The organism is Microbacterium cucumeris (genome assembly GCF_058349845.2).
The window spans coordinates 346,900-373,501 of the sequence record NZ_JBYRIZ020000002.1 but is presented as its reverse complement, the minus strand read 5'-3'; the positions used below and the strand labels follow the sequence as shown (position 1 = coordinate 373,501).

Annotated in this window: 30 protein-coding genes; 12 read left to right on the top strand and 18 right to left on the bottom strand. The window is 69.2% G+C overall.

Annotated features, from left to right (window positions below):
- Nucleotides 1–3: 3 nt before the first annotated feature.
- Nucleotides 4–960 carry an NYN domain-containing protein gene (locus tag AC3RXZ_RS08355; RefSeq protein ID WP_491493720.1) on the top strand — a complete coding sequence of 319 codons (957 nt, stop codon included), beginning with the start codon at nt 4–6 and terminating at the stop codon, nt 958–960.
- 27 nt (nt 961–987) lie between these two features.
- Here the strand turns inward: AC3RXZ_RS08355 and AC3RXZ_RS08350 are convergent, their stop codons facing one another.
- The 6 genes from AC3RXZ_RS08350 to AC3RXZ_RS08325 all read right to left on the bottom strand — a co-directional run bounded on the left by AC3RXZ_RS08350 (nt 988) and on the right by AC3RXZ_RS08325 (nt 7,900).
- The gene (locus AC3RXZ_RS08350) at nt 988–1,842 is read right to left on the bottom strand and encodes a sugar phosphate isomerase/epimerase family protein (protein ID WP_491493719.1); all 855 of its coding nucleotides are present in this window, start codon (nt 1,840–1,842) and stop codon (nt 988–990) included.
- Nucleotides 1,843–1,907: 65 nt separating this feature from the next.
- Nucleotides 1,908–3,116: a substrate-binding domain-containing protein gene (locus tag AC3RXZ_RS08345; protein WP_243233299.1), complete on the bottom strand. Its 1,209-nt coding sequence runs from the start codon at nt 3,114–3,116 to the stop codon at nt 1,908–1,910.
- Nucleotides 3,116–4,195, bottom strand: a complete 1,080-nt coding sequence (locus AC3RXZ_RS08340) for an ABC transporter permease (RefSeq protein ID WP_243233298.1) — start codon at nt 4,193–4,195, stop codon at nt 3,116–3,118. Before AC3RXZ_RS08340 ends, AC3RXZ_RS08345 begins: the two co-directional genes overlap by 1 nt.
- Nucleotides 4,192–5,271, bottom strand: coding sequence for an ABC transporter permease (locus AC3RXZ_RS08335; protein ID WP_491493718.1), 1,080 nt, complete (start codon nt 5,269–5,271; stop codon nt 4,192–4,194). The genes AC3RXZ_RS08340 and AC3RXZ_RS08335 overlap by 4 nt, the downstream gene beginning before the upstream one ends.
- Entirely contained in the window at nt 5,268–6,794 is a 1,527-nt protein-coding gene (locus AC3RXZ_RS08330) for a sugar ABC transporter ATP-binding protein (protein ID WP_491493717.1), read from the bottom strand. Before AC3RXZ_RS08330 ends, AC3RXZ_RS08335 begins: the two co-directional genes overlap by 4 nt.
- On the bottom strand, nt 6,791–7,900 hold the full coding sequence (locus tag AC3RXZ_RS08325; protein ID WP_491493716.1) for a Gfo/Idh/MocA family protein: 1,110 nt from the start codon (nt 7,898–7,900) through the stop codon (nt 6,791–6,793). The genes AC3RXZ_RS08330 and AC3RXZ_RS08325 overlap by 4 nt, the downstream gene beginning before the upstream one ends.
- A gap of 114 nt (nt 7,901–8,014) precedes the next feature.
- Between AC3RXZ_RS08325 and AC3RXZ_RS08320 the strand changes: the two genes are divergently transcribed.
- From AC3RXZ_RS08320 to AC3RXZ_RS08310, 3 genes are read left to right on the top strand one after another with little or no spacing between them, the layout of a single operon-like run.
- A complete protein-coding gene (locus AC3RXZ_RS08320; protein ID WP_491493715.1) occupies nt 8,015–9,208 on the top strand; it encodes an ROK family transcriptional regulator in 1,194 nt (397 codons plus the stop codon).
- Nucleotides 9,209–9,237: 29 nt separating this feature from the next.
- On the top strand, nt 9,238–9,855 hold the full coding sequence (locus tag AC3RXZ_RS08315; protein WP_491493714.1) for a DUF4166 domain-containing protein: 618 nt from the start codon (nt 9,238–9,240) through the stop codon (nt 9,853–9,855).
- Entirely contained in the window at nt 9,852–10,823 is a 972-nt protein-coding gene (locus AC3RXZ_RS08310) for an epimerase (protein WP_491493713.1), read from the top strand. The genes AC3RXZ_RS08315 and AC3RXZ_RS08310 overlap by 4 nt, the downstream gene beginning before the upstream one ends.
- Before the next feature lie 7 nt (nt 10,824–10,830).
- Here the strand turns inward: AC3RXZ_RS08310 and AC3RXZ_RS08305 are convergent, their stop codons facing one another.
- Both AC3RXZ_RS08305 and AC3RXZ_RS08300 read right to left on the bottom strand, forming a co-directional pair.
- Nucleotides 10,831–11,211 carry a PLDc N-terminal domain-containing protein gene (locus AC3RXZ_RS08305; RefSeq protein ID WP_491493712.1) on the bottom strand — a complete coding sequence of 127 codons (381 nt, stop codon included), beginning with the start codon at nt 11,209–11,211 and terminating at the stop codon, nt 10,831–10,833.
- A 31-nt stretch (nt 11,212–11,242) separates the two neighbouring features.
- Nucleotides 11,243–12,172, bottom strand: coding sequence for an aldo/keto reductase (locus tag AC3RXZ_RS08300; RefSeq protein WP_491493711.1), 930 nt, complete (start codon nt 12,170–12,172; stop codon nt 11,243–11,245).
- Nucleotides 12,173–12,222: 50 nt separating this feature from the next.
- Here AC3RXZ_RS08300 and AC3RXZ_RS08295 point away from each other — a divergent pair, with 50 nt between their 5' ends.
- On the top strand, nt 12,223–12,825 hold the full coding sequence (locus tag AC3RXZ_RS08295) for a GNAT family N-acetyltransferase (RefSeq protein WP_491493710.1): 603 nt from the start codon (nt 12,223–12,225) through the stop codon (nt 12,823–12,825).
- Between the two features lie 27 nt (nt 12,826–12,852).
- Here the strand turns inward: AC3RXZ_RS08295 and AC3RXZ_RS08290 are convergent, their stop codons facing one another.
- Nucleotides 12,853–13,062: a hypothetical protein gene (locus tag AC3RXZ_RS08290; RefSeq protein ID WP_243233266.1), complete on the bottom strand. Its 210-nt coding sequence runs from the start codon at nt 13,060–13,062 to the stop codon at nt 12,853–12,855.
- 133 nt (nt 13,063–13,195) lie between these two features.
- On the opposite strand from AC3RXZ_RS08290, the gene AC3RXZ_RS08285 reads away from it, so the two are divergent.
- Together AC3RXZ_RS08285 and AC3RXZ_RS08280 are read left to right on the top strand one after the other, a co-directional pair.
- Complete coding sequence (locus tag AC3RXZ_RS08285; RefSeq protein ID WP_491493709.1) at nt 13,196–13,804, top strand: flavodoxin family protein; 609 nt, start codon at nt 13,196–13,198, stop codon at nt 13,802–13,804.
- A 37-nt stretch (nt 13,805–13,841) separates the two neighbouring features.
- Nucleotides 13,842–14,126: a hypothetical protein gene (locus tag AC3RXZ_RS08280; protein ID WP_491493708.1), complete on the top strand. Its 285-nt coding sequence runs from the start codon at nt 13,842–13,844 to the stop codon at nt 14,124–14,126.
- Between the two features lie 36 nt (nt 14,127–14,162).
- Here AC3RXZ_RS08280 and AC3RXZ_RS08275 read toward each other — a convergent pair whose 3' ends face one another.
- From AC3RXZ_RS08275 to AC3RXZ_RS08265, 3 genes are read right to left on the bottom strand one after another with little or no spacing between them, the layout of a single operon-like run.
- Nucleotides 14,163–14,507: a YciI family protein gene (locus AC3RXZ_RS08275; protein ID WP_498265583.1), complete on the bottom strand. Its 345-nt coding sequence runs from the start codon at nt 14,505–14,507 to the stop codon at nt 14,163–14,165.
- A gap of 23 nt (nt 14,508–14,530) precedes the next feature.
- Nucleotides 14,531–15,844: an RNA polymerase sigma factor gene (locus AC3RXZ_RS08270; protein ID WP_243233249.1), complete on the bottom strand. Its 1,314-nt coding sequence runs from the start codon at nt 15,842–15,844 to the stop codon at nt 14,531–14,533.
- Entirely contained in the window at nt 15,844–16,194 is a 351-nt protein-coding gene (locus tag AC3RXZ_RS08265; protein WP_243233247.1) for a YciI family protein, read from the bottom strand. Before AC3RXZ_RS08265 ends, AC3RXZ_RS08270 begins: the two co-directional genes overlap by 1 nt.
- Before the next feature lie 186 nt (nt 16,195–16,380).
- On the opposite strand from AC3RXZ_RS08265, the gene AC3RXZ_RS08260 reads away from it, so the two are divergent.
- Nucleotides 16,381–16,566 (top strand): hypothetical protein, encoded by a 186-nt coding sequence (locus AC3RXZ_RS08260; protein ID WP_243233245.1) that lies wholly within the window; start codon nt 16,381–16,383, stop codon nt 16,564–16,566.
- A gap of 12 nt (nt 16,567–16,578) precedes the next feature.
- On the opposite strand, the gene AC3RXZ_RS08255 is transcribed toward AC3RXZ_RS08260, so the two are convergent.
- From AC3RXZ_RS08255 to nrdH, 5 genes are all read right to left on the bottom strand, one after another.
- Nucleotides 16,579–17,880 carry a hypothetical protein gene (locus AC3RXZ_RS08255; RefSeq protein ID WP_491493707.1) on the bottom strand — a complete coding sequence of 434 codons (1,302 nt, stop codon included), beginning with the start codon at nt 17,878–17,880 and terminating at the stop codon, nt 16,579–16,581.
- Nucleotides 17,881–18,021: 141 nt separating this feature from the next.
- Nucleotides 18,022–19,002 carry a class 1b ribonucleoside-diphosphate reductase subunit beta gene (gene nrdF / locus AC3RXZ_RS08250; RefSeq protein ID WP_243233241.1) on the bottom strand — a complete coding sequence of 327 codons (981 nt, stop codon included), beginning with the start codon at nt 19,000–19,002 and terminating at the stop codon, nt 18,022–18,024.
- Between the two features lie 31 nt (nt 19,003–19,033).
- Nucleotides 19,034–21,178 carry a class 1b ribonucleoside-diphosphate reductase subunit alpha gene (gene nrdE, locus AC3RXZ_RS08245; protein WP_491493706.1) on the bottom strand — a complete coding sequence of 715 codons (2,145 nt, stop codon included), beginning with the start codon at nt 21,176–21,178 and terminating at the stop codon, nt 19,034–19,036.
- On the bottom strand, nt 21,175–21,609 hold the full coding sequence (gene nrdI / locus AC3RXZ_RS08240; RefSeq protein WP_243230877.1) for a class Ib ribonucleoside-diphosphate reductase assembly flavoprotein NrdI: 435 nt from the start codon (nt 21,607–21,609) through the stop codon (nt 21,175–21,177). The genes nrdE and nrdI overlap by 4 nt, the downstream gene beginning before the upstream one ends.
- 18 nt (nt 21,610–21,627) lie before the next feature.
- On the bottom strand, nt 21,628–21,861 hold the full coding sequence (gene nrdH / locus AC3RXZ_RS08235) for a glutaredoxin-like protein NrdH (RefSeq protein WP_120228032.1): 234 nt from the start codon (nt 21,859–21,861) through the stop codon (nt 21,628–21,630).
- Nucleotides 21,862–22,229: 368 nt separating this feature from the next.
- On the opposite strand from nrdH, the gene AC3RXZ_RS08230 reads away from it, so the two are divergent.
- Genes AC3RXZ_RS08230 through AC3RXZ_RS08215 form a run of 4 tightly spaced genes read left to right on the top strand, consistent with a single transcriptional unit; the run spans nt 22,230 to nt 26,324 of the window.
- Complete coding sequence (locus AC3RXZ_RS08230) at nt 22,230–23,441, top strand: MFS transporter (RefSeq protein ID WP_243230868.1); 1,212 nt, start codon at nt 22,230–22,232, stop codon at nt 23,439–23,441.
- On the top strand, nt 23,438–24,334 hold the full coding sequence (locus AC3RXZ_RS08225; RefSeq protein WP_243230866.1) for a sugar kinase: 897 nt from the start codon (nt 23,438–23,440) through the stop codon (nt 24,332–24,334). Before AC3RXZ_RS08230 ends, AC3RXZ_RS08225 begins: the two co-directional genes overlap by 4 nt.
- 50 nt (nt 24,335–24,384) lie before the next feature.
- On the top strand, nt 24,385–25,140 hold the full coding sequence (locus tag AC3RXZ_RS08220) for an alpha/beta fold hydrolase (protein ID WP_491493705.1): 756 nt from the start codon (nt 24,385–24,387) through the stop codon (nt 25,138–25,140).
- Nucleotides 25,137–26,324: an acyl-CoA dehydrogenase family protein gene (locus tag AC3RXZ_RS08215; protein WP_491493704.1), complete on the top strand. Its 1,188-nt coding sequence runs from the start codon at nt 25,137–25,139 to the stop codon at nt 26,322–26,324. Before AC3RXZ_RS08220 ends, AC3RXZ_RS08215 begins: the two co-directional genes overlap by 4 nt.
- A 3-nt stretch (nt 26,325–26,327) precedes the next feature.
- Here AC3RXZ_RS08215 and AC3RXZ_RS08210 read toward each other — a convergent pair whose 3' ends face one another.
- Nucleotides 26,328–26,600, bottom strand: a complete 273-nt coding sequence (locus AC3RXZ_RS08210; protein WP_491493703.1) for a metal-sensitive transcriptional regulator — start codon at nt 26,598–26,600, stop codon at nt 26,328–26,330.
- Nucleotides 26,601–26,602: the final 2 nt, after the last annotated feature.

Here is a 26,602-nt window from a genome sequence, read left to right as displayed (position 1 = left end):
GGCATGGCCGACACGCAGGACACCCGCGTCGCCGTCTACCTGGACTTCGACAACATCGTCATCTCCTGGTACGACCGCGTGCACGGCAGGAACGCCTACGGCAAGGACCGCCAGCGCATCACCGAGAACCCGGACGACCCGGAGGTCGCCGACCGCCTCAAGCGAGCCATGATCGAGGTGGGCGCCATCATCGACTACGCCGCCTCGTTCGGCACGCTCGTCCTCACCCGCGCGTACGCGGACTGGTCTTCGCCCGTCAACGCCGAATACCGCTCTCAGCTCGTCGCGCGGGCGGTCGACCTCGTGCAGCTCTTCCCGGCGGCCGCGTACGCCAAGAACGGCGCCGACATCCGCCTCGCCGTGGACGCCGTGGAGGACATGTTCCGCCTGCCCGACCTCACGCACGTCGTGATCGTGGCCGGCGACAGCGACTACGTGCCGCTCGCTCAGCGGTGCAAGCGGCTGGGCCGCTACGTCATCGGCGTCGGCGTCGCCGGTTCGACCGCCAAGTCGCTGGCCGCCGCGTGCGACGAGTTCGAGTCGTACGACTCCCTCCCGGGCGTGGCTCGGCCCGCCGCGAAGACGCCGGCCGCGCAGCCGGAGCCCGTCATCGCGGAACCGGATCCGGCGGCAGAGGCGCCGGCGAAGACCAAGACGCCCACCCGTTCGCGCGCCAAGAAGGCCGCGAAGGCCCCCGAGCCGGAGGCGCCCGCGCTCACCGAGCAGGAGGAGGCGGCGCAGCTGCTGGAGCGCGCGCTGCGTCTCGGGCACGACAAGGCGGATGCCGACGAGTGGCTGCACAGTTCGGCCGTCAAGACGCACATGCGGCGCATGGACCCGTCGTTCAGCGAGAAGGCGCTGGGATACCGCTCGTTCTCGGACTTCCTGAAGTCCCGGGACGACATCGCCGAGCTCGAGGAGACCGGGCACGAGCGGCTGGTCCGCCTGCGCGAGCGCTGACGCAGGGCGCCGGCGCCGCACCGGAGGTCACGCCGCGCCGAGCTCCCTCAAGGCCTGGATGCTCCGCTCGGCGAGCGCATCCTGCGACGGCGCGAGGGGGCGCCACACGGACGCGGCCACCGCGATGGTCGCGTTCTCGCCAGTGAAGCTCTCGAGCCCCAGGACGCCGTCGTAGCCGGCATCGTCCAGCGCACGAAGGATCCCGGGCCAGTCGGTGTGATCGTCGCCGACGGCTCCGCGGTCGCTGCCGCAGACCTGCACGTGCGCGATGGCGGATCCCGCGCTTCGGATCGCGTCGGCCGGCTTCTTCTCCTCGATGTTCAGGTGATAGGTGTCCAGCGCGAGGCCCACCCCCTCCCCGAGCAGCGGCCCGAGGGCGTCGAGGGCCTGCTCGACCGTGTTCAGGATGCTCGTCTCGTACCGGTTCAGCGGTTCGATCGCGAGCGTCTTCCCCGACGCCGCGGCCGCGTCCGCGAGGGGTGCGAGGTTCTCGCGCAGCTCCGCGACGACGCGGGCGCGCTCGGCGCCGTCCATCCGCCAGGTGACGCCGGTCGGCGCATAGAACGGTCCCGCCACCACCGGCGCTCCGAGGACGGCGGCGGCACGGACGCACGCGGACAGGTAGTCCTGGGTCGCCGCGACATCCCCCGTCCGCGAGATCAGCGAGCGGCCGGGGCCCATGGCTCCGATGACGACGGCGCCGAGCCCGAGCCCGTCGAGCACGTCCCTCGCGCGGGCGGGATCCCAGTCGCCCGGATTCTCCAGGGGCAGCTCCAGCGCGGTGTAGCCGAGCGCCGCCGCCTTACGGGCCAGCGGTTCGAGCGAAGCGTCGGTGAGCGGAGACGTCCACACCCAGGTGTTGACGGCGATCGTGCGCAGCATCCGATGTCCTTCCGCACGCGGGCGACCGGAGGAGGATCCCCGGTCGCCCGCGTGCTGATCGTTCCCTACGGGATGACCCGCTCCTGCCACACCTGCGGGTAGCCCGGCAGGTTCTCCCCGCCGAACTTCGCGTAGTGGCCGTCGGGCATGCCCTCGTTCGCCGCGAGATACTCGTCCAGCTCGGCAGCCGTGATCGGGCTCTGCGGCAGGATCCACTCCTTCGGCACCTCCTCGCCGGCGAAGATCTTCTGCGCGGCGAGCAGCGGCGTGCGCCACTGGAAGTTCGAGTACACCGGGGCGAGCCCCGTGAGTCCGGTCTCCTTCCACTTGCGCAGGAAGCTCATCTCGTCCTCACCCGTCATGACCGGGTAGTCGACTCCGGCGTCCTCGAAGGCCTCGATCGCGGCGACCGCTCCGTCTCCGGCATCCATCCAGATGCCGTCGACATCGCCCTTGGCCAGCTCGTCGCTGATGATGTTCTTGATCTCCGCCGGGTCCGCGCCGGTGAAGTGATCGACGGCCTCGATGCCCGCCTCGTCGAAGAGCTTCTTGGCTCCCGCCCAGCGCTGTTCGAGGACGTCGACACCCGGGAGGATCCGCAGACCCACGACCTTGTCGCCCTCCTCGAGGTTGTCGATGAGGAACTCGGCGGTGTCGATGCCCCACGCGAATCCGCCGATCGGATGGATGAAGGTGACCGGGCAGTCCGTGTTCACGCCGCGGTCGAACACGATCACGGGCTTGCCCGTCTCGCAGGCGCGTTCGACGGCCGGGGTCATGGCCGCGGTGCTGTTGGGCGAGATGAGGAAGACGTCGCAGTCCCCCTCGGCGATGAAGTAGTCGATGTCGGCGATCTGGGTGTCATCGGAGTCCTGCGCATCGCGGGTCTCCATCTCGCTGATCGCGCCGGCCTCCTGGAGCACCTTGAGCTGCTCGTTCATCGTGATCCAGCCGGTCTGGCGCCACGGGTTCGAGATCGACGCGTTCGCGAAGCAGGCCTTCTTGGGCCCTTCGCTCGCGAACTCGGAGGTGTCGACCATCTCGGCGTTGATGTACTGCAGGTACGGCTCGTCCTCCGGGCCCTCCGGGACGACGTCGCGCTCGGCGTCCTGCTTGTCGAACAGCTCCTGGTCGAACCACTCGGTGGTCTCGCTCGACGGCTCCGTCTCCTCGGACTCGGGCGGCGCCACGGACGGGTCGGTCGTGCACCCGGCCAGCGCGATGAGTCCGAAGACGGCCACCGCTGCGGTGGCGATCTTCCTTGATCGTCGCATTACTGAACTCCTCTGGTTTCTGTGGAACCCTCGGATGCGAGGGCGGATGGTGCGGGCGGTTGAGCGGGTCCGCCCTGTGGCGGCTCCTGCTCCTTCCCCGGATCGGGGGAAGATCTCGCAGCGCGCCTGCGGCTGCGGAACGACACGGCGGAGTACGCCACGGCGGCGATGATGATGACGCCCTGAACGGCGTCTCGGAGCGTGGACGGGACCCCGGCGATGTTCAGCAGCAGGAACAGCGCCTCCAGCACGAACGCGCCGGCCACCGCCGAGACGATCCAGCCACGGCCTCCGCCCAGGACCACACCGCCGAGCACGACCGCGGTGATCGCGATGAACTCGTAACCCGTGCCCACCGACGGATGCACCCCCGCGTAGCCCACCAGCAGCACGGCGGACAGCGACGCGGACAGCGCCGAGATGACGAACGCCTGGATGGTGTCCCACGACCGCCGCGCTCCCGCGTAGTCCACGGACCGGGCGTTGTCGCCGATCGCGATGAGGAGCTTGCCCAGCGGACGCCGCGTGACCCAGATGCCCAGGGCGAGCCAGGCCGCGAGGATCAGGACCGACCACGGGATGAAGTCCAGCAACGGGACGTCGCGGATTCCTCCGCGCCCGATCTCGCGGAAGCTGTCCGCGGGATTTCCGGTCGCCGCTCCCCCGGTCCACCATTTGACCCCGCCGAGCAGCGCCAGCATCATGCCCAGCGTCACGATGAACGAGGGCACCTTGAGCAGCGTCGTCAGGATGCCGTTGACCAGACCGACCACGACGCCGAAGACGAGCATGAGCCCGAGCACCGGCAGCGTGCGGGCGTCGTCCTGGCCGACGAGGTTGCCGGCGATGATGACCTGCGCCGTGATGAGCGATCCCTGCGACAGATCGAACTCCCCGGCGATGATCACGAAGTACTGCCCGATCGCGACGATGGCGATCGGCGCGACCCGCTGGATGAACCGCATCAGTTGGCCGGGCTCGGCGAAGTTCGGGTTGAGCACCATGACCGCGACCAGCAGGATCACGAGCAGAAGGAACACGGCCCCCTGGGGGCTGACGAGTGCGCGCAGCGCCTTCATGCCCGGCCTCCGTCCGCCGGCTCGGCGTTCTCGAGGTCGGCCGCCGCCGCGGCCATCGCGGGCTCCGCAGCCCGCGCCGCGTCGTCCCCTCCGGTCCTCGTCCCGCCCGGCCCGAAGCGCGGCCGGCGCCGCACGATCGCGCGGCGGCTGTAGACCGCGACGGCCGCGACGATGACGACACCTCGGACGACGTCCTTGAGGAACGGGTTCACCTGCATGACGCTCATGACGTTGTCGACGACCGCCAGGATCGCGACGCCTCCGATCGTGCCCCAGATCGAACCGCGCCCGCCCAGCAGCAGCGTGCCGCCCAGGACCACCGCCGCGATCGAGAGCAGCGCGTACCCGCCCTGCTGCCCCACGGTGGGACTTCCCACTCCGAGCCTGCTGGCCAGCAGGAGCCCGGCGAGTCCCGCGAACACCGAGCACAGCACATGCGCGGCGATGAGCGGCGGTCGCGTGCGGACGCCGGACAGGCGGGCGATCTCGGGATCGCCGCCGACCGCGAAGAGGTGCGCGCCGGTACGCGTGCGATCGAGCAGGAACCAGATGAGGACGGCGAGCGCGATCATGATGATCGTCGACACCGGCACGGGACCGAGACCCGTCGCCCCGATCAGCTGGAACTCCCACGGCACGGCGCCCGCCGAGCCCTCGAAGTTCGTGTTCAGCACGCCCTGCAGGATGAGCCCGACTCCGAGGGTCGCGATGAAGCCGTTGACCCTCAGCACGGTGACGATCAGCCCGATGACCAGGCCGATGCCCGCGCACACGAGCAGCGTCACCGCGACGGCGGCCGGGATGTTCGCCGGATTCCCCGCCATGATCGTGGCCGCGAGGAGGCTCGACAGGCTGATCACGTAGGTCACGGACAGGTCCAGGGACGCCCCCAGCACCACCAGCGTCTGGCCGATCGCGACGAGTCCCAGCACGCTCATCCCAGTGAGGATGTCACGGATGTTGCCGGCGCTAAGGAAGTTGCGGCCGACCGTGGACACCAGCACGGCTCCCACGATCAGCGTCAGGACCAGGATGCCGAGCACGATCATCGTGGAATCGATGCGCACGCGCTTCATCGCGTCTCCCCCTCCGCGTCGGAACCCGTGGGACGATTCGCCCCCGTGGCGGCGGCGAGCACCTCGTGCTCCGACGCGCCGCCCGCGAGCTCGGCCACGAGCTCGCCGTCGTGCATCACGAGGATCCGATCGCTCATGCCGATGACCTCCGGCAGCTCGCTGGACACCATGAGCACCGACTTCCCCTGCGCGGCGAGTTCGCGCATGAGCTGATACACCGCGTACTTCGCCCCCACGTCGATGCCGCGCGTCGGCTCGTCGAACAGCACGATCTGCGGTTCCGTCAGGAGCCACTTCGCCAGTACGACCTTCTGCTGGTTGCCGCCGGACAGGAAGCGCGTCTCCTGATCCAGACCACGGGAGCTGATCTCCAGCGCGCTGAGGATGCCCGGGACCTGGCGTCGCGCGGCGGCGGTCCGGCCGGCGAACACGCTGCGGATCACCAGCAGCGCGTTGTCGAGCACGGACTGCCCCAGGGCGAGCCCCTGCGCCTTGCGGTCCTCCGAGACGAGCGCGAGGCCGGCCCGGACCGCGGCGCGGGCGCTGCGGATCTGAACCGGCGACCCGTCGACGCGCAGCGAGCCGCGGGCGAAGGCCTGGACGCCGAAGATCCCCTCGACGAGCTCGGTGCGGCCGGAGCCCTGGAGACCGGCGACCCCGACGATCTCTCCGGCTCGCAGCACGAGCGACACCCCGTCGACGAATGCGTTGCCGCAGCCGTCGAGCACGAGCCTCGGTCCGCCGGTGACGGTTCCCTCCGAGCGATCCGGGAAGTACGACTGGATGGACCGGCCGACCATCCGGCGCACGAGCTCGTCCGTGGTGAGGTCGGCGGCGTCGTCGGTCGACACGCGCACGCCGTCCTTGAGGATGGTGATCCGATCGCACAGATCGAAGATCTCCTTCAGTCGGTGCGACACATAGATCACCGCCACCCCGCGAGCGGTGAGGCGGTGGATGATCGCGTAGAGCAGCTCCACCTCGCGGTCGCTCAGGGCCGCGGTCGGCTCGTCCATCGAGATGACCCTGGCCTCGAAGGACAGCGCCTTCACGATCTCGACGATCTGCTGCTCCGCCACCGTGAGCGAGGCGACGCGCGCCCGCGGATCGATGAACGCGACGCCGAGGTCGTCGAGCAGGGCGCCGGTGCGCTCGATCATCGCCTTCTGGTCGACGAACCCGAACCGTCGCGGCTCGCGTCCGAGGTACACGTTCTGCGCGACCGTGCGCTCCGGCAGGAGCGTGAACTCCTGGAACACCGTGACGATCCCGGCATCCATCGCCTGGCGGGGGTGCGTGTGGTGCACCTCGGCGCCCTGGTACTCGATGACACCGCCGTCCGGCGACTGCACGCCCGCGATGATCTTCATCAGCGTCGACTTGCCGGCGCCGTTCTCCCCGACGAGGCCGTGGACCTCGCCGGGGCGGACGTCGAAGTCGATGTCGGACAGGACGCGGACCCCGAAGAACGACTTCCCGACGCCGCGCACGGTCAGGACCGGCTCGGCCTGCTCCGTGGTCATGCCGCCACCTCCGTCCATCGTCCGCCGTCGGCGGCGGACACGAGGACGGCCTCGGTCAGCTCCGCGGCCCGCAGCCCGTCCGCGAACGTCGGCAGCCCCTCCGGCTCGCCGCCGGCCACGGCGCTGTGCACGTCCACCATGAAGGCGTCGAACGCGTCCTGATAGCCCATCGGATGCCCGGCAGGAAGCCGCTGGAGCCGCGCGGAGTCCGAGGACGAGACTCCCGGGTCGCGCAGGAGCATCCGCGATTCGCGTCGCGAACCGAGCCAGAGCTCCTCCGGCCGCTCCTGTGCGAAACGCATCGTCTCGCGGGATCCGTGCAGCTCGATCGTCAGGGCGTTCTTGCGACCCGCCGCGGTCTGGGAGACCAGGAGCGTGCCGATCGCCCCGGAGGCGGTCTCCACCAGCAGCGCCGCGATGTCCTCGGTGTCGACAGGGTGCCCGGCGCGTTCGCCGAACACCGTCCGCGTCCGTGCGGTCAGCGCGGCGATCCGATCCCCCGTGACGAACTCGACGAGGTCGCACAGGTGGGATCCGATGTCGGCGAACGCCCGCGACGGACCGCCGAGGGCGCCCCGCGTGCGCCAGTCGTCGTCCTCGGGAAGGAGCATCCAGTCCTGCAGATAGGAGCAGTCCAGGCTCAGCAGATCGCCCAGTTCCCCGCAGCGGACCCGCGCCCTCGCCTCGCGGACCATCGGGTGGTAGCGGTAGACGAACGGCACGGCAGCGACGCGTCCCGCCTGGTCCGCGAGCGCCACCAGCTCCCGCGCATCCGCCGCGGATGTCGCCAGCGGCTTCTCGCACACCACGTGCTTTCCGGCCCGCAGCGCTTCGGTCGCGAGAGGGACATGCGACGCGTTCGGCGTGCAGACGTGCACGATGTCGATGTCCGCAGAGGAGATCAGCTCCGAGGCGTCCGAGGCCGCGCGGGCGGCCCCGAGCGCTGCGGAGGCTCGCACCGAACCGTCCGGATCCGTCGTCGCCACGGCGATCAGCGTTCCCCCGGCCGCGCGGGTCGCGTCGCGGTGCACACGGGCCATGAAGCCCCCGCCGAGGATGCCGGCGCGGATCGTCCCGATGCCGGAGTCGATGACATCCGTTGTCATGGTCGGGAGTCTGACACAGCCGCGAGACTTTTGCTAGATGTTTGTCAAAAGTCTTGAGTCCGACATCAGGAAGAACTCCGTAACGAAAGCGAAAGCGTGTGGTTTACTGGCGCAATGGTCGAGGCACTGCGCGCGGGCACGGCCCCCAGCCCCGGGGCGGGAGAGATCTTCCAGCTGCTCCGGGACGGGCGGGCCCGCACCAAGGCGGAACTCGCGTCCCTCACAGGCCTCGCCCGATCCACGGTCGCGCTGCGGGTCGACGCCCTGCTGTCGGCGGGGCTCCTCGCCCCCGCCGGAGAGGCCGCCTCGACCGGGGGGCGTCCGCCCGTGCGCGTGGCGTTCAATCCCGCGGCGGGGCGCACGCTGGCCGTCGATCTCGGCGCGACGCACGCGACGGTCGCCGTCGCCGATCTCGCCGGAGGCATCCTCGAGTCCCGCACCCGCGCGATCGACATCGCCGACGGCCCCGAGGCTCTGCTCGATGCCATCCTCGCCGACGGCGCGGCGCTGCTCGAGACCGCGGGAACCGGGCCGTTGTTCGGCGTGGGCATCGGGGTCCCGGGCCCCGTCGAGCACTCGACCGGACGCCCCACCAATCCGCCGATCATGCCGGGCTGGGATCGGTTCGACATCCCGGGATACGTGCAGCGGAGGTTCGCCGTACCGGTCCTCGTGGACAACGACGTCAACATCCTCGCCCTCGGCGAGCAGGTCACGTCGTGGCCCGGGGTCGACGACCTCGTCTTCGTGAAGGTCGCCACCGGCATCGGCGCCGGGATCATCGCCGGAGGGGAGCTCCAGCGAGGCGCGCAGGGCTCGGCGGGCGACATGGGACACGTGCAGGTGCCGCACGGCACCGGCGGAGAGCGCGACCCCGGCGACGAGCGCGATCTGGAGGCGCTCGCGAGCGGCTCGGCGATCGCGGCCTCCCTGCGCGCGCAGGGACTGGAAGCGGCGAACAGCTCGGACGTCGTCTCGCTCGTCCGCGCCGGCCACCCCGCAGCGATCGCCGCCACCCGGCAGGCGGGGCGCGATGTCGGGGAGGTGCTCGCCACGGTCGTGAACCTGCTCAACCCGTCCATCATCGTGCTCGGAGGCAGCATCGCCCGCGCCGGGGAGCATCTGCTCGCCGGCGTCCGCGAGGTCGTGTACCGCCGCTCCATCCCCCTGGCGACCCAGCACCTCGCGATAGTGCAGACGCAGGCCGGGGAGCGCGCAGCGGTCGTGGGCGCCGCCATCATGGTCGCGCGCGAGGTGCTCTCCCCCGCGAGCGTCGACGCCTACGCCGCCGCCTCTGCGGCGCGTTGAGCTCGCACCGCGCGAGTACGCTCGAGGGCATGAGGCATCCCTCCACGTCCCCGTACGCACGTGCCCTGGGCTCCCGGATGCCGCTGTTGGACGCGTCCACCCGGCGCTACTTCTCGGCGATCCCCGAAGGCCGCGTCGGCGTCGGCGAGGGCGTGTTCGAGCGCGTCGGCACGCGTCGCGGCTGGCTCGCCCCGCTGCTGCGTCCCCTGCAGCGCCGCGGCATCCTCGTGGCGGGCTGGTACGAGAACGTCCCGTTCCGGATCGAGAACCGGACGGTCGCCGGACGTGCCATCGCCGAGCGCACGCTGCGGCTGCCCGGCGGCGACTGGGTGATGCGCGACGCCGTGGCGCTGAAGCCGCACGGCCGGCTGGTCGACGAACTGGGCGAGCCGCCGCTGCTGGCCGCGAGCTTCGACGTCGGCACCGACGGCGGGTCCCTGCGGCTGACGAGCCGCACGGTGGGCCTGCGCGTCGGCCGGATGCGTCCGCGCCTCTCCGGCCGGCTCGCCCCGCGCATCCGATTGCGCGAGGGGGTCGACGAGGCATCCGGTCGTCAGCGCGTCGAACTCACGGTCGACGCACCCCTGATCGGCCGGATCTACGAGTATGCGGGCACGTTCACCTACCGGATCGAGGAGGAGTCATGAGCGCGGGCCGGGTCGTCATCGGCGGATCCTCGGGGTTCATGGGGCGCCATCTGACGGACAAGTACCGATCCGAGGGCCGAGAGGTCATCACGATCTCCCGGTCCGGCGCCGACCTCTCCTGGGCCGACCAGGCCGGCATCGACGCCGCCGTCGACAGTGCGGCGCTCGTCATCGGACTCGCCGGCAAGAGCGTGAACTGCCGCTACACGCCCGAGAACCGCGCCGAGATCTTCTCCTCGCGGCTCGAGACGACCGCGGCGCTCAGCCGGGCGATCGGTCGCGCCGCTGCGCCGCCGCCGCTGTGGGTCAACTCGTCCACGGCGACGATCTACCGGCACGCGGAGGACCGCCCGATGACGGAAGCCGACGGCGAGCTGGGCACAGGCTTCTCGGTCGAGGTCGCGAAAGCCTGGGAGCGCGCATTGTTCGCGGATCCGTTGCCGCGAACGCGTCGCGTCGCCCTGCGCAGCGCCATCGTGCTCGGAAACGGCGGCGTGCTCGGGCCGCTGCGCACCCTGGCACGGCTCGGCCTCGGCGGCGCCCAGCACGACGGCCGGTGGCCGGTGTCCGCCCGGCGACGGGATGCCGGGACGGCGCACCTGCCCGGGGCCCGGCGCGGTCGGCAGCGCTTCAGCTGGGTGCACGTCGACGACGTCGCCGGCATCATCGACTTCCTCGAGGAGCATCCCGAGCTCGAGGGTCCGGTCAACGCAGCGGCGCCGACCCCGGTGGACAACGCGACGTTCATGGCGACGATCCGCAGAGTGCTCGGCGTGCGGATCGGTCCGCCGCTGCCGCGCTGGATGCTGGAGATCGGCGCCATCGGCATCCGGACCGAGACCGAGCTGATCCTCAAGAGCCGCTGGGTCGTGCCCGAGAAGCTGTCCGCGGCCGGCTACGGCTTCCGCTACCCGACGCTCGAGCCAGCGCTGCGGGAGTCCTTCGACCTCGTCCCTGTCACGGGCTGAGGCGGCGTCAGGCCTCGCCGCGCGCCTGCTTGCGCTTCTCGATCTCCGCGCGCAGCCGCCACTCCTCGATCTCGCGATCCAGGTCCGCGATCTGCTCCTCGGTTGTCCGGGTGTCCACCGGCCGCACCGGCGGAGCGGTGGGAGCGGCCGCTCGCGGGGTGCGCTGCGCGCGCTCTCGACGCGGCATCCGGGGCATCGCGACACCGTCGGAGGAGTACTCGCGCCCGAGGGCGAACCACAGGACGCTCCCGATCAGCGGAAGCAGGATCACGATGATGATCCAGACGAGCTTCGGCAGATGGCGCACCTGGGTGTCATCGCGCGTGATGATGTCGATCAGGGCGCCGATCATCAGCGCGATGACCAGGAGCGAGAAGAGGAACGGCATGGCTACAGGGTAGACGACGACGCGCGGCGGGTCAGGGCAGGAGGTGTCCGGCGGCGCGGTACTGCTCGTACCATTCGGTGCGGCTGAGCCGGACGTCGGCGCCCTGCGCGGCCGCCGACAGGCGCTCGGGAGTGGTCGTCCCCATCACGACCTGCATCGCGGCGGGATGACGGGTGATCCACGCGACGGCGATGCCGGTCGGCGTCGATCCGTGCGTGTCGGCGAGACGGTCGAGCACAGCGTTGAGCTCCGGGTGATCCGCGCTGCCGACGAAGGAGCCCTGACCGATGGCGGCCTGCATCGGAGACCATGCCTGGATCGTGATGCCGTTGATCCGGCAGTACTCGAGGATGCCGCCGCCGTCGCGGGTGATGCTCTGATCGGTCGCCTCCCGGTTGGCGGCGATGGGCCCGGCGATGATCGACGCGTGCGTGAGCGACAACTGCAGCTGGTTGGCGACGAGCGGCTGCGCCACCGCGGTGCGCAGCAGGTCGATCTGACGCGGCGTGTGGTTGGACACGCCGAAGGCGCGGACCTTGCCGGAGGACTCCAGCTCGTCGAAGGCGCGCGCGACCTCGTCCGGTTCGACCAGAGCATCCGGCCGGTGCAGCAGCAGGACGTCGATGCGATCCGTGCGCAGCGCGGCGAGAGATCCGTCGACCTGACGGAGGATGTGCTCGGCCGAGAAGTCGTAGGCCCCTTCGGCGGGGGCGATGCCGCACTTGGTCTGCAGCGTGATCTCGTCGCGTTCGGACGGACCCAGCTGCAGGGCCTCGGCGAACCGCTCCTCGCACCGGTGCATCCTCCCGCCGTAGATGTCGGCGTGATCGAAGAAGTCGATGCCTCCGGCGCGCGCCGCGTCATAGAGCGCACGGATGTCGGCATCGTCCTTGTCGTGGATGCGCATCATCCCGGCGACGACGGCGGGGGCGGTGGCCTGAGCGAACGGAACGGTCTTCATGGGCATCACGCTAGCGCGGACCGCGCACGGCCGGCTGATTGAATGGACGCATGGCCTTCCGCATCGCCCCCGCACCGCTCACCCTTACCGGTCGCCTCGTGGAGCTCCGACCGCTGGAGCGCTCGCATCACGACGGCCTCGTCGAGGCGGTGCAGGAGGGCGAGCTGTTCACGACCGCGTGGTACACCTCGGTCCCGGCGCCGGACGGAGTGGCCGCGGCGATCGAGGAGCGACTGGCGAAGGCCGAGCGCGGTGAGATGGTGCCGTTCACGGCGTTCGATGCGACCGGACGCATCATCGGCCAGACCGCGTTCTACGACCTCGCCGCCGACGTCCCCCGGCTGCACATCGGCTACACCTGGAACCGGCCGTCGGCGCACGGGACCGGGACGAACGCCGAATCCAAGTACCTGCTCATGCGGCACGCCTTCCAAGAGCTCGGGGTGTACCGCGTGGGTCTGACGACGCAGTGGGTGAACTTCCAGTCCCGCGCGGCGATCGAACGACTCGGTGCCAAGCAGGACGGCGTGATGCGCGCGGTGATGCGCTATCGCAACGGAGCCCTGAGGGACAGCGTGGAGTACTCGATCATCGAGCCGGAGTGGCCTGCCGTCAAGGCGAACCTGGAGATGCGGCTCGCGAAGCGCGCCTGAGTCCGCGTCTGCGGCGCCGCATGCGGCTCAGCTGGCCGAGGGTCCGCCGTCCCAGTTGTTCGAACGACGCGTCGCGCCGCTGCGTCCCTCGCGCATCATGAACGCCAGCGCGATGCAGATGAGGGCGAGTCCGCCGAGGAAGGCCAGCGCCTGGAACTCCGGGAGCCCGAACGAGATGCCCATCAGCCAGAAGCCCCCGAGGAAGAGGATCATGAAGAAGATGAAGCTGAGGATCATCGGGCGCTCCTGACGTCGGGAAATCTCGCTCCGACCAGGATACCGGGACGAGTGGTCGCGACTCGACCTAGCGCACCTCGAAGGGGGACGAAACCCCCTCCTGGGCTCCGCTCGGGAGACCTACCGTTCCGGTATGGATGCACAACTCACCGCACTCGCGATCAACTGCACGCTCAAGCCCTCTCCCGCGGAGTCGAGCTCGGAGGTCCTCGGCCGGCAGATCCTCGAGGCTCTCGCCGCGCACGGAGTCATCGGCACCATGGTCCGGGCCGTGGACCACTCCTTCGCCCCGGGCGTGGGCAAGGACATGGGTGACGGCGACGAATGGCCGGCGCTGCGCGCCCAGGTGCTCGCCGCCGATGTTCTCGTCTTCCTCACCCCCACCTGGCTCGGCCAGCACTCCAGCGTCGCGCAGCGGGTTCTCGAGCGTCTCGATGCCGAGTTGAGCGAGACGGATGCCCGCGGTCGCCCCACTCTGTTCGACAAGGTCGCGATCGCCGGGATCGTCGGCAACGAGGACGGTGCGCACCACATCGCGGCCGTCCTGTTCCAGGCTCTCGACGACGTCGGATTCAGCATCCCGGCCCAGGGCTCGGTGTACTGGAACGGTGAGGCGATGCAGACCACCGACTACAAGGATCTGCCCGCCACTCCCGAGAAGGTCGCGCAGTCGATCGCGACGGCGGCCGCGAACGCCGCCCACCTGGCCAGGATGCTGCGGGGAAGCGGATACCCGGCGTGAACAGGCCGCGCGCCGGCGTGCCGGATACGCTCGAGGCATGGACGACGACATCCAGGTCAACGCGCTCGCACTGAACGTCGACATCCCGGCGCATCTGCGGTGGCAGGACGAACGACGCGGCGAAACCTTCGAGCTCCAGACGCTGACGGTCAGACTGCTGCCCGACGACACCCTCGCCGTGAAGGCATACGGACGGCCCGTCGCCGGAGGCCGCGGCGCCTATGTGTCCTTCCCCGCGCGCCGCTCCCCGGAAATCGACGCGATCATCGAGGCCGCCGCTTCCGAGGCCGCGAGGCGCTGGAGCGCCAACCGGGGACTGTGACCTGTGACAGGCCCTCGATCAGGGCGTGAACGACCTTCAAGAATCGGCAGCCGCGGCCTGCTCCCAGGGCAGTGTCACGACCGGGAGGATGTACATCCTCCCGGACACGGCGGTCGGGTGCGCGCTCATGTACGCGGCGGCATCGTCGATCGATTCGGCCTCGATCAGGTCGTATCCGGCGAACCATTCCTTGAACTCCGGGAACGGGCCGTCCGTGATGAGCAGCTCGCCGCCCCGGACGGCGACGGATTTCGCCTGCTCGGGCCCTGCGACAGGCGCTCCGGGTCCGAGCATCCCCGCGTCCCTGCCCCTCTCCGCCCAATCGCCGAGCATCCGACGATCCTCCGATTCGGGAAGGGCCGACCCCGTCGAGTCAGTCATGTGGATGACGAGATACCTGCTGGTCATGAGATTCCTCCGTTGTCGTCGATGGTGATGCTCTTGGACCCGGTCGACGCGATCTCTCCGCGCCGGCGGACGAGGTGGGCGGTCTCGGCAGAGTTGACCGCCAGCTCGATCGCACGATCATAGGCTCCGCGGGCGGCGGCGAGCCGACCCGTCAGACGCAGCAGCTCGGCGCGCGTCGCGTGGAACGCGTGGTGACCGTCGAGGGCGGAGCCGAGATCCTCGACGAGCGCCAGGGCGACCTCCGGCGAGTCGTACTCGGAGATCGCGATCGCCCTGTTGAGTCGGACGATCGGGTTCGGGTCGAGGTGCTCGAGTTTGTTGTACAACGCCACGATGCGCCCCCAGTCGGTGTCTCGTGCGTGCCGAGCCGACACGTGCACGGCGTTGATCGCTGCGAGGATCTGATAGCGTCCGGGGCCGTCGTCGGCCGGTCGGCGCCCTTCCCGCTCGTCCAGCAGCGCGATGCCCTCCTCGATCAGGCTCCGATCCCAGGACGTGCGGTCCTGCTCATCCAGGCGGACGAGCGTTCCGTCGACGGAGAGGCGAGCGCCCGCCCGCGCCTGGGTGAGCAGCATCAGTGCGAGCAGCCCCGACGCCTCGGCATCCTCGCGGGAGCCGGGGGGAAGGAGTGCTCGCACGAGTCGCGCGAGCCGGATGGCCTCGTCGGTGAGGTCGCGGCGGATCGGTTCGACGTCCGTTCCGGACGCGAAGTAGCCCTCGTTGAAGATGAGGTACAGCACGGCGAGCACGCCGTCGATGCGCAAGGGGACGTCCTCGCGCTCGGGTAAGCGGAACGGCACGCGCGCTGCCCTGATCCTGGCCTTGGCTCGGCTGATCCGCTGCCCCATGGTCGTCTCCTGGACGAGGAACGCCCTCGCGATCTCGGAGACGGTGAGACCACCGACCATCCGCAGGGTGAGCGCAACCCGGGCTTCGATCGACAGCACGGGATGACAGCACGTGAAGATCAGTCGCAGTCGATCATCGTCGATGATGCCGACGGGTTCGGCCGGCGAGTCGTCCTGCATCAGGAGCGCCTCCTTCTGCTTGTCCGCTCTCTTCGCCTCACGACGAAGCCGGTCGAGCGCCTTGCGGTGCGCCGTGGTGGTGATCCACGCGCCGGGATTCGGAGGCACTCCGTCGACGGGCCATCGTTCGACCGCCGTCACGAAGGCTTCAGCGGCCGTCTCCTCGGCGATGTCCAGGTCGCCGTAGCGGCGAACAAGACCGGCCACGATCCTGGTCCACTCCTCACGGTGCGTGCGCGAGATGACGACGTCGGCGTCGGGCGACGTGTTCTTCCCGCTCACTACTGCCCGCTCGCGGGTACGAGGTACATCCGACCGATCCGCGCGGTCGAGTGCGACTCGAGCAACCGCGTCGCCTCTTCGATGTCGACGGCCTCGATCCATTCCACGCCGAGAAACCACTCGGTGAACTCCGGGAACGGGCCGTCAGTCACCACGACCTCGCCGCGGTGGGCGGTGATGCGCCGCGCCTGTTCGGGGCCGGACACGGTCTGGCCGTTGGCTTCCCACCCATCCGGGCCGTCGCGGAACTCCAGCCAACGCTGCAGCGCGACGCCGTCGATGTCGGGATCCCAGTCCGCACCGGCCCGGTCCGTCATGTGGATGACCAGGAACTTCTGTCGCGCTGTCATCGCGCTCCTCTCGATCGCACGTGCGGCGACCCTCATCATCACCACGAACACGCCCCTGTCGATTCGACAGCACGGCGCGAAGAAGTCGCAAGTTCTTTTCCGATGGCCGTGTCGAAGTCCGCACTACGCGTTCGTGGTCCTGGTGAGGGCGACGGAAGGCGACGCCCCGGTTCGAGAGGACGCGACATGCGACACGACATCATGAGCCCCGACGAGGCGCGCGAGTTCAGCGACCGGATCCGCGAGATGCGCTGGGAACAGCGTCAGGCGCGCGCGGCGCGGAAGCGGGCCGTCGCGGAGCGCCGCGCGGCCTTCGTGCGATCGATCCCGGCGTCCTTCGCCCTGCTGTTCGAGGCGAGAACGCGCAACTGACGGGCGAGGGCCTCACCAACGAGGAGGTGGGTGCGCCCCGATCACGATCGTGCGGATGCCGGCCTCGGTCGCGACGACGAGAATCGCCTGATGCTCGTCGTTCGTGCCGAGAAGAGCCACGTGGCCTGCTCCGCTGTCCACGACCGCGGCGGCCTCCTGGGTCGAGGTCACCGTGCCGATCAGCTCCCGCGTCTCGAGTTCCGCGCCCTGGATCAGGAAGTCGTCGCCGCTCTCGGACTGCGTCACGACGAACCCTTCACCCGCACCGGCGGGCTCGGCGGTCGACTCCTCCAGCAGCACCACGGCGTCCGCGCCCGTCGCCCAGTCGGGCTCGAGCTCATCGCCGCCCGGAAGCCGCACGGTCCGGCTCGTGACGGACCAGGCCTGCGGGTCGAAGGAGTTGCCGGGGATGTTCACGTCCGGGGCCGGAGCGGAGCGGTCGGTCGACAGGATCTCGCCGGTGGCGGCATCCAGCGCGACCAGGCCGTCCGTCGTGCTGACGGTCGCCCGCCGCCCGTCGAGCGCTGTCGGCACGGCGTCGTAGCGCTGATCGGGATCACCGGCGAGGAGCGTGCTCCACAGGCGATCGCCGCTGTCCAGATCGAACAGCGCCGCCTGCACGCTGCGACCGTCCGAGAGCACGCGCGCGAGGTCCGGTGCAGGGAACGTGTCGAGCCGGAACGTGACCAGCGCGACGGTCCGGTCGCCGACCGTGCCGACGACCAGGGCCGGAGCCGCCTGTGTGCGCGCCGGCGGGGAGGCGAGTTGGAGCGCGGCGAGCGGCGCCGCGAGCGCGATGAGCACGGCGAGCGCGCCCCAGAGCGTCCGCCGCTTTCTGCGCGGCCGTGATGCGCCGTCGCCGCTCTCCGCGTTGCGCTGAACCCTCGCCGCGAACGGGAAGAGCAGAGCTCCGACGACGACCAGGACGGCGCCGACCATCAGGAAGGCCGCGCCGTTGCGGTCAGGAATCCGTTCCTCATCGAACGCGCCGGTCGCCAGAGGGATGCTGGAGACGACGAGTCCGATCCCGAGGCCGAGCGGGAACGCGCCGAAGATCCGGGCGGGCGCGAGGCTCGGATCGGCGCCGCGCGCGCGGCAGGTGAGCAGGTCGATGCCGACCGCGACGGCACTCGCGACGAGTCCGATCGGCACGCCGACGGCCGTCCATCCCTCGAGCCGATAATCGAGCGCCCAGGGCGGGAGGGGGATCAGCGCCGCCCCGAGCGCCGTGATCAGGATCGCGCTGATCCACGCCGCCCGCCATGCCGCGTGCGCGGAGCGCGGCCGTTGCCACCACCGACGTCTCTCGGACACGCGCACCTCCCGGACTGTCGGATCAGTCTGGCCGATGCCGCCGGCTCCCGATCACAGGTTCCGACACGCGACACGGGAAGGGGCCCGGGTCTGCAGTCTCCTGCATCCCGGGCCCCTTCCAGAGGTCCTGCTGACAGACGGTCAGAAGTCCCAGTCGTCGTCCTCGGTGGCCTCGGCCTTGCCGATCACGTAGGACGAGCCCGACCCGCTGAAGAAGTCGTGGTTCTCGTCCGCGTTCGGCGAGAGCGCCGACAGGATCGCCGGGTTCACGTTCGTGACCGTCGAGGGGAACATCGCCTCGTAGCCGAGGTTCATGAGCGCCTTGTTGGCGTTGTAGTGCAGGAACTTCTTGACGTCCTCGGTCAGGCCGACGCCGTCGTAGAGGTCCTGCGTGTACTGCACCTCGTTGTCGTAGAGCTCGTAGAGCAGCGAGAACGTGTAGTCCTTCAGCTCGTCCTTCTTCGCCTGGTCCAGCGTCTCGAGCCCCCGCTGGAACTTGTAGCCGATGTAGTACCCGTGCACGGCCTCGTCGCGGATGATGAGGCGGATGAGGTCGGCCGTGTTGGTCAGCTTCGCGCGCGACGACCAGTGCATCGGCAGGTAGAAGCCCGAGTAGAACAGGAAGCTCTCCAGCAGGGTCGAGGCGACCTTGCGCTTGAGCGGCTCGTCCCCGCGGTAGTAGTCCATGACGATCTGAGCCTTCTTCTGAAGGTTCGGGTTCTCCACGGACCAGCGGAACGCCTCGTCGATCTCCTTGGTCGAGCACAGCGTCGAGAAGATCGACGAGTAGCTCTTCGCGTGCACCGACTCCATGAACGCGATGTTCGTGTAGACGGCCTCCTCATGCGGCGTGATCGCGTCCGGGATGAGCGAGACCGCGCCGACGGTGCCCTGGATGGTGTCCAGGAGCGTCAGCCCCGTGAAGACGCGCATGGTGAGCGTCTGCTCCTCGGCGGTGAGCGTGTTCCACGACTGGATGTCGTTCGACAGCGGCACCTTCTCGGGCAGCCAGAAGTTGTTCACCAGGCGGTTCCAGACCTCGAGGTCCTTGTCGTCCTGGATGCGGTTCCAGTTGATCGCCTGGACGCGGTCGACCAGCTTGAGGGGTTCGTGCGGAGTCATTCTTCGTCGTCTCTCGGGTTCGGGATCGGGCTCAGAGCATGCAGGAGACGCACTCGGTCATGTCGGTGCCCTCGAGCGCCAGCTGACGCAGACGGATGTAGTAGATCGTCTTGATGCCCTTGCGCCATGCGTAGATCTGCGCCTTGTTGATGTCGCGCGTGGTGGCGGTGTCCTTGAAGAACAGCGTCAGCGACAGGCCCTGGTCGACGTGCTGCGTGGCCGCGGCATAGGTGTCGATGACCTTCTCGTAGCCGATCTCGTACGCGTCCTGGTAGTACTCCAGGTTGTCGTTCGTCATGAACGCCGCCGGGTAGTACACGCGACCGAGCTTGCCCTCCTTGCGGATCTCGATCTTCGACGCGATCGGGTGGATCGAGGACGTCGAGTTGTTGATGTACGAGATCGATCCGGTCGGCGGCACGGCCTGCAGGTTCTGGTTGTAGATGCCGTGCTTCTGGATGGACTCCTTCAGCTCGACCCAGTCGGCCTGCGTCGGGACGAAGTGACCGGCGAAGAGCTCCTTGACCTTGGCGGTCGCCGGCTCCCAGGCCTGATCGATGTACTTGTCGAAGAAGGCGCCCGAGGCGTAGGTGGAGTCCTCGAAGCCGTCGAAGGCCTCACCGCGCTCGATCGCGAGCTTGTTCGAGGCGCGCAGCGCGTGGAACAGCACCGTGTAGAAGTAGATGTTCGTGAAGTCGATGCCCTCTTCGGACCCGTAGAAGACGTGCTCGCGGGCGAGGTACCCGTGCAGGTTCATCTGGCCCAGGCCGATCGCGTGCGAACGGTCGTTGCCGTCCTCGATCGAGCGCACCGAGGCGATGTGGCTCTGGTTGCTCACCGCCGTCAGACCGCGGATGGCGGTCTCGACCGTCGCGCCGAGGTCGCCGCCGTCCATCGCCAGCGCGATGTTCATGGAACCCAGGTTGCAGGAGATGTCTTTGCCGATCTGGTCGTACGAGAGGTCCTCGTTGTACGTGGTCGGCGTGTTCACCTGCAGGATCTCGCTGCAGAGGTTGGACATGTTGATGCGGCCCTTGATCGGGTTGGCCTTGTTCACCGTGTCCTCGAACATGATGTACGGGTAGCCCGACTCGAACTGGATCTCGGCGATCGTCTGGAAGAACTCGCGCGCGTTGATCTTCGTCTTCTTGATGCGCGGGTCGTCCACCATCTCGCGGTACTTCTCGGTCACGGAGATGTCGCCGAACGGCACCCCGTAGACCTTCTCGACGTCGTACGGCGAGAAGAGGTACATGTCCTCGTCGTTCTTGGCGAGCTCGAACGTGATGTCCGGCACGACCACGCCGAGCGACAGGGTCTTGATGCGGATCTTCTCGTCCGCGTTCTCGCGCTTGGTGTCGAGGAAGCGCATGATGTCGGGGTGGTGCGCGTTGAGGTAGACGGCACCGGCGCCCTGGCGGGCCCCGAGCTGGTTGGCGTAGCTGAAGCTGTCTTCGAGGAGCTTCATCACCGGGATGATGCCAGAGGACTGGTTCTCGATCTGCTTGATCGGCGCACCCGACTCACGGATGTTCGACAGCAGCAGCGCGACGCCGCCGCCGCGCTTGGACAGCTGCAGGGCGGAGTTGATGCCGCGGGCGATCGACTCCATGTTGTCCTCGATGCGCAGCAGGAAGCAGCTGACGAGCTCGCCGCGCTGGGCCTTGCCCGCATTGAGGAAGGTCGGCGTGGCCGGCTGGAACCGTCCGGAGATGATCTCCTCGACGAGGTCGATCGCGACCTGCTCGTCGCCGTCGGCGAGGGCGAGCGCGGTCATGACGACGCGGTCCTCGAAGCGCTCGAGGTAGCGCTTGCCGTCGAACGTCTTCAGTGTGTAGCTCGTGTAGTACTTGAACGCGCCCAGGAACGTCTCGAAGCGGAACTTCTTCGAGTAGGCGAGATCGTTGAGGCGCTGGATGAAGTCGAACGAGTACTTCTCGATGACGGCGCCCTCGTAGTACTCCTTCTCCACGAGATAGTCCAGACGCTCCTTGAGCGAGTGGAAGAACACCGTGTTCTGGTTCACGTGCTGCAGGAAGTACTCCCGCGCCGCCCGCTTGTCGGCGTCGAACTGGATCTTCCCGTTCGCGTCGTAGAGGTTGAGCATCGCGTTGAGGGCGTGGTAGTCGAGGCCCTCGAATGCGGGGTTCTCCTTGAAGGCCACCGTCTCGGTCACTGAAGCTTCCACCGTCGTTCCAATCCGTCGGTCACGCGATCGACATCGTCCTGTGTGCCGAAGATCTCTAGCCGATACAAGTGAGGCACGTGGCACTTGCGGCTGATGATGTCGCCGGCGAGGCAGAAGGCCTCGCCGAAGTTGGTGTTGCCCGCGGAGATCACGCCGCGGATGTGTCGCCGGTTGCGCTCGTCGTTGAGGAACCGGATCACCTGCTTGGGTACGGCGCCCTTCTCCTCCCCGCGCCCCTGACCGCCCCCGTACGTGGGGGTGACGAGCACGAACGGCTCGTCCACGACGAGGTCCTCGTCGGTGCGGTGCAGGGGGATGCGGCGAGCCGGGAGACCGAGCTTCTCGATGAAGCGCGCCGTGTTCCCGGAGACGCTGGAGAAGTAGACCAGGAGCGGCGCTGCTGTCGCGACGGCGCTCATGCGGTCACCTCCTCTCGGTCACGCCAGACGGGCGGCGAGTTCGTCGATCTTGTCGGGACGGAAGCCCGACCAGTGACCCTCGTCGGTCACGACGACCGGGGCCTGCATGTAGCCGAGAGCCTTGACCTGCTCGAGCGCCGCAGCGTCCTCGGAGAGGTCGTGGATCTCGTACTCGATGCCCTTGGCGTCCAGCGCCCGGTAGGTGGCGTTGCACTGCACGCACGAAGGCTTGGTGTAGACCGTGATCGACATATCGCTTCCCCTCAGAATCCTGTTTTGCCGGCAGACCCCCCGCCGGGAGTTCAATACTACATATAGGGACGGACATTCGGACCGACCACAAGGGATAGTAGTTACATCCGTGTAGTTTTCCACCGCTCTCCACTGATACAACACAGGTTCTCCACCGTTTCATCCACAGCCGGCGAACTTTCTCGAAGGCCTGCGAAGCGCGTCAAATCGCGGCTCGCGAACCCCCGGAGCGGATCCATCCACAGGCGGCACGCTACGCCGGGGTCCGGACATCGGATTTCCTGTGGAGAGACCGCTTCGGCGTGTCGCGGCGTGTCGCGGCATCCGACCGCTCCGAACCGCCGCGGCAGGGCGGGTACCGTTGTCTCGTGGCGGGATATCGGGACCTTCTTCGCACCCCTGGTGTGGGGCGCATGATCGCGGCGCAGCTGACCGCACGCTTCCCCAACGGCATGGCGTCCCTGGCGATCCTGCTGCACGTCGAGCAGCAGACCGGGTCGTACGGCGCCGCAGGACTCGTCCTCGCCGCGACCTCCGTCGGGCAGGCCGTCGCCGGGCCGGTGACGAGCCGCTGGATGGGCGCCTGGGGCATGCGCCGCGTCCTCACCCTCACCACGACGGTCTGCGTGGCGGCGTTCCTCTGCGTCGCGCTGCTGCCGCTGATCCTTCCCGGATACATGTTCTTCGGCCTCGTCGCCGGTCTCGCCACCCCGCCGATCCAGTCGGCCGTCCGCACGATCTATCCCAAGCTCGTCAACTCCTCGCAGCTGACGCCGCTGTTCTCCCTGGACGCCTCGCTGCAGGAGATCATCTGGATCCTCGCACCGGTGGTCATCACGCTCGTGTCCACGCAGATCGGCACGACCGAGGGACTGCTGCTCGTGGCGGCCCTCCTCGTCGTCGGCTGCGGCTGGTTCATCCTCTCCCCCGAGGTCGGCCGGGTCCGCATCCCGCGCAGCCGGCGCGCCTTCGGACGGGTCGTGCTGAAGCCGCCGGTACTGCTGGCGACCGTGATCGGGTTCCTCCTGATCGGCGCCTGCTCGGCCGTCGAGGTCGGCGTCGTGGCGACCTTCGAGCACGGCAGCATCGAGGCGGGTGTCGTCCTGGCGGTCTTCGCCGTCGGCAGCCTCGCAGGCGGCCTGTCCATGGGCCACATCCCGATCGGCCCGTGGGCCATGGCGCGCCGGCTCGTCATCGTCACGATCGGCCTCGCCCTGACGATGGTCTCGCTCAACGTGTTCTGGCTGGGCGGCACTCTGCTGATCGCCGGCATCGGCATCGCACCCGCACTGGCCGTGCTGTTCGCGATCACCACGGCCAGCGTCAAGTTCAGCGAGACCGCCGAGGCCTTCGGATGGGCAGGGACCGGTCAGCTGATCGGAGCGGCAGCCGGTTCGGCGATCGCGGGCTTCCTCGTCGACAGCACCGGCGGCGCCCGCGGCGCGTACCTCGCGGCCGTGCTGTTCGCTATCGTCGGTGTGGTCGTCGCCGTCGTGTTCGTCCGGGCCTTCCCCGACCTGCGGCACCGCGACCCGAGTCCCTTTCCCGACACCGAACCCGTGGCGGTCACCCCTTCATGAGCACTGCACCAGCCGAGGTCGTCTGCATCGGCGAGACGATGATCCTCGTCACCCCGACCGACGGCCCCCTCTCCGCGGCATCCGAAGCGTCCCTCGGGCTCGCCGGGGCCGAATCCAACGTCGCCGCCGGTCTCGCGGCGGCCGGGCACCGCGCCGTGTGGGCCTCTCGGGTCGGTGACGACCCGCTCGGCACCCGGATCGTGGACGAACTCGAGCGGCGCGGCGTCGGTCTGTGGGTCGAGCGCGATCCGCAGGCCCCGACCGGGGTGATGTTCAAGGACCCGGCCGCCGAGGGATCCTCGGTCCGCTACTACCGGCGCGGCTCGGCGGCGTCCGGCATGGCGGCGGGGATGCTGTCGACCGAGCGTCTGTCCGGCGTGCGCATCGTGCACACGACCGGGATCACGCCCGCGCTGTCCGTGTCCTGCCGCGACATGGTCGACCGCCTGTACGCGGACGCGCGCGCCGCGGGAGCCCTGGTGTCCTTCGACGTCAACGACCGTCGCGCCCTGTGGTCTCTCGAGGATGCCGCGTCCGCCCTCGCCCGCCTCGCGGATGCCGCGGACATCGCGTTCGTCGGCCGCGACGAGGCCGAACGCATCTGGGGAACCGCCACGGCGACGGCGATCCGGGCGTTCCTTCCGAACTGCCCCCTTCTGGTCGTCAAGGACGGCGACATCGGCGCGACCGCGTTCGCCGGCGACGCCGAGCCGGTGTTCGTGCCCGCTCCCGTCGTCGAGGTCGTCGAGCCGGTCGGGGCCGGTGACGCCTTCGCGTCCGGGTTCCTCGCCGCGACCCTCGAGGACCTGCCCCTCGCCGAGCGCCTGTCCGCCGGGCATGCGGCGGCTGCGCGCGTGCTGACCATCGCCGCGGACATGCCGCCCCTGTCCTGACCCGGCCGAACGACGGCCGAGGCATCGGGACGGATCAGTAGGCTGATCCCGTGGCTGCTGTGATTCTGCCCCGGCTGACCTGGGGCGCACCGGATTCCGCGAAGACCGCCCTGCTCGTGCACGGCCTCGGCTCCTCCGGGGCGCTCATGTGGCGCATCGGCGACGCGCTGGCGAACGCCGGGTGGCGAGCGGTGGCGGTCGATCTGCGGGGCCACGGCGACGCACCCCGGACGCTGGACTACACCGTGGCCGCGTACGCCGAGGACCTCGCCGCCACGCGGCCTCGACATCGCGCATCCTGGGATGCCGTCATCGGCCACTCCCTGGGCGGCGCCGCCGGCACCGTGGCCGCCGCGTCCGACGCCTCCTGGACGAAGAGGCTCCTGCTCATAGACCCGGCCATCCTCGTCGACGGGAGGGACGCGAGCATCGTCCGACGCAGCCAGGAACGCGCCTTCGCCGACAACCGGCTCGAAGCCGTCCGCGAAGAGCATCCGCACTGGCACGAGCAGGACCTCGAGCTGAAGATCGACGCCGTGGCCAGGGCCAGCGCCTGGGCGGTCGCCCAGACCAGCGCCCAGAACCGGACCTGGGATGTGCGCGAAGCCGCCGCCCGACTGGAGGTCCCGACGCATGTGATCGGCGCGGATCCGGAGGTCTACAGCCTCTTCACCGGCGACACGGCCGAGTCCGTCCTGGCCGGCAATCCGCGCATCTCGATGTCCGTCGTCTCGGGAGCCGGTCACTCACCGCACCGCGACAGGCCGGAGGAGACCATGAAGCAGATCCTGGAGGCGCTCTCATGACCACCGCGCGACCCGCTGACGGCCGATCGGACTTCGATCCGGCCGTCCACCTCCCCGACGACCTGCTCGAGCGCATCCGGGAGCGCGCACCGATCCACGACCGCGAGAACACCTTCCCGCAGCAGGATCTCGACGAGCTGCGCGAAGCCGGCTATCTCCGCATCCTCGTGCCGACCGAACGCGGAGGCGCGGGCCTCGGACTCGAACAGGCCGCGATCCTGCAGCAGCGACTGGCGTCGGCCGCGCCCGCCACGGCGCTCGCAATCAACATGCACCTGGTGTGGACCGGTGTCGCCAAGGTCTTCAGCGACCGCGGCGTCACCGGGCTCGAGTTCGTCCAGGACGGCGCCGTCGCCGGAGAGGTGTTCGCCTTCGGCATCAGCGAGGGCGGAAACGATCTGGTCCTGTTCGGCAGCGACACGGACGCCTCACCCCGACAGGACGGCGGCTACTCGTTCACCGGCACGAAGATCTTCACCTCGCTCGCTCCGGTGTGGACGAAGCTCGGGCTGCACGGGCTGGACACGACGTCCCCCGACGCCCCGAAGCTCGTGTTCGCGTTCGTCGACCGCACGGATGCCGTCGTCACGAGCGACGACTGGGACACGCTCGGCATGCGTGCGACGCAGAGCAGGACCACGCGGCTGAACGGCGCCGTCGCGCGCCCGGAGCACGTCGTGCGCCGGATCGATCCCGGCCCGAACCCCGACCCGATCGTGTTCGGCATCTTCAGCGTGTTCGAGATCCTGCTCGCGGCCGTCTACACCGGCATCGCCCGGCGCGCGCTCGACCTCGCCGTCGAGACCGTGCAGCGGCGCCGATCGAAGAAGACCAGCACGACGTACAGCCAGGACCCCGACATCCGCTGGCGGATCGCCGACATGGGCCTCGCCTACGACGCGCTGCCCCCGCAGATCACCGCTCTCGCCCGCGACGTCGACGCGCTCGCCGACCACGGCGGGCGCTGGTTCACGCTGCTCTCGGGCGTCAAGCACCGGGCCGTCTCGATGGCCAAGCGCGTCGTCGACGACGCGATCCTCACCGCCGGCGGCGGAGCGTACTTCTCCTCCCATGAACTGTCGCGGCTCTATCGGGATGTGATCGCAGGGGCGTTCCACCCGTCCGATCCGGAGTCGGCGCACGCCACGGCCGCCACCGCGTGGCTGGGGCCTCTGGAGGACTGACCGTTACCGGCGGTCGAAGTCGAACGCCTTCAGGAGCTCGGTGACCGCCTGGTCGCGCTGGTCACCGCCGCGCTCGAACATGTGCGTCACGTGCGTGCGCAGGTGGTTCTCCAGCAGCAGACGATTCAGCGACTCGAGGGACTTCTGGATCGCCCGGGACTGGGTGATGATGTCCATGCAGTACTCCTCGTTCTCGATCATCCGCGCGACGCCGCGCAGCTGCCCCTCGAGGATGCTCGTGCGATGCAGGGCGCGCTTCTTGATGTCTTCGATCACCC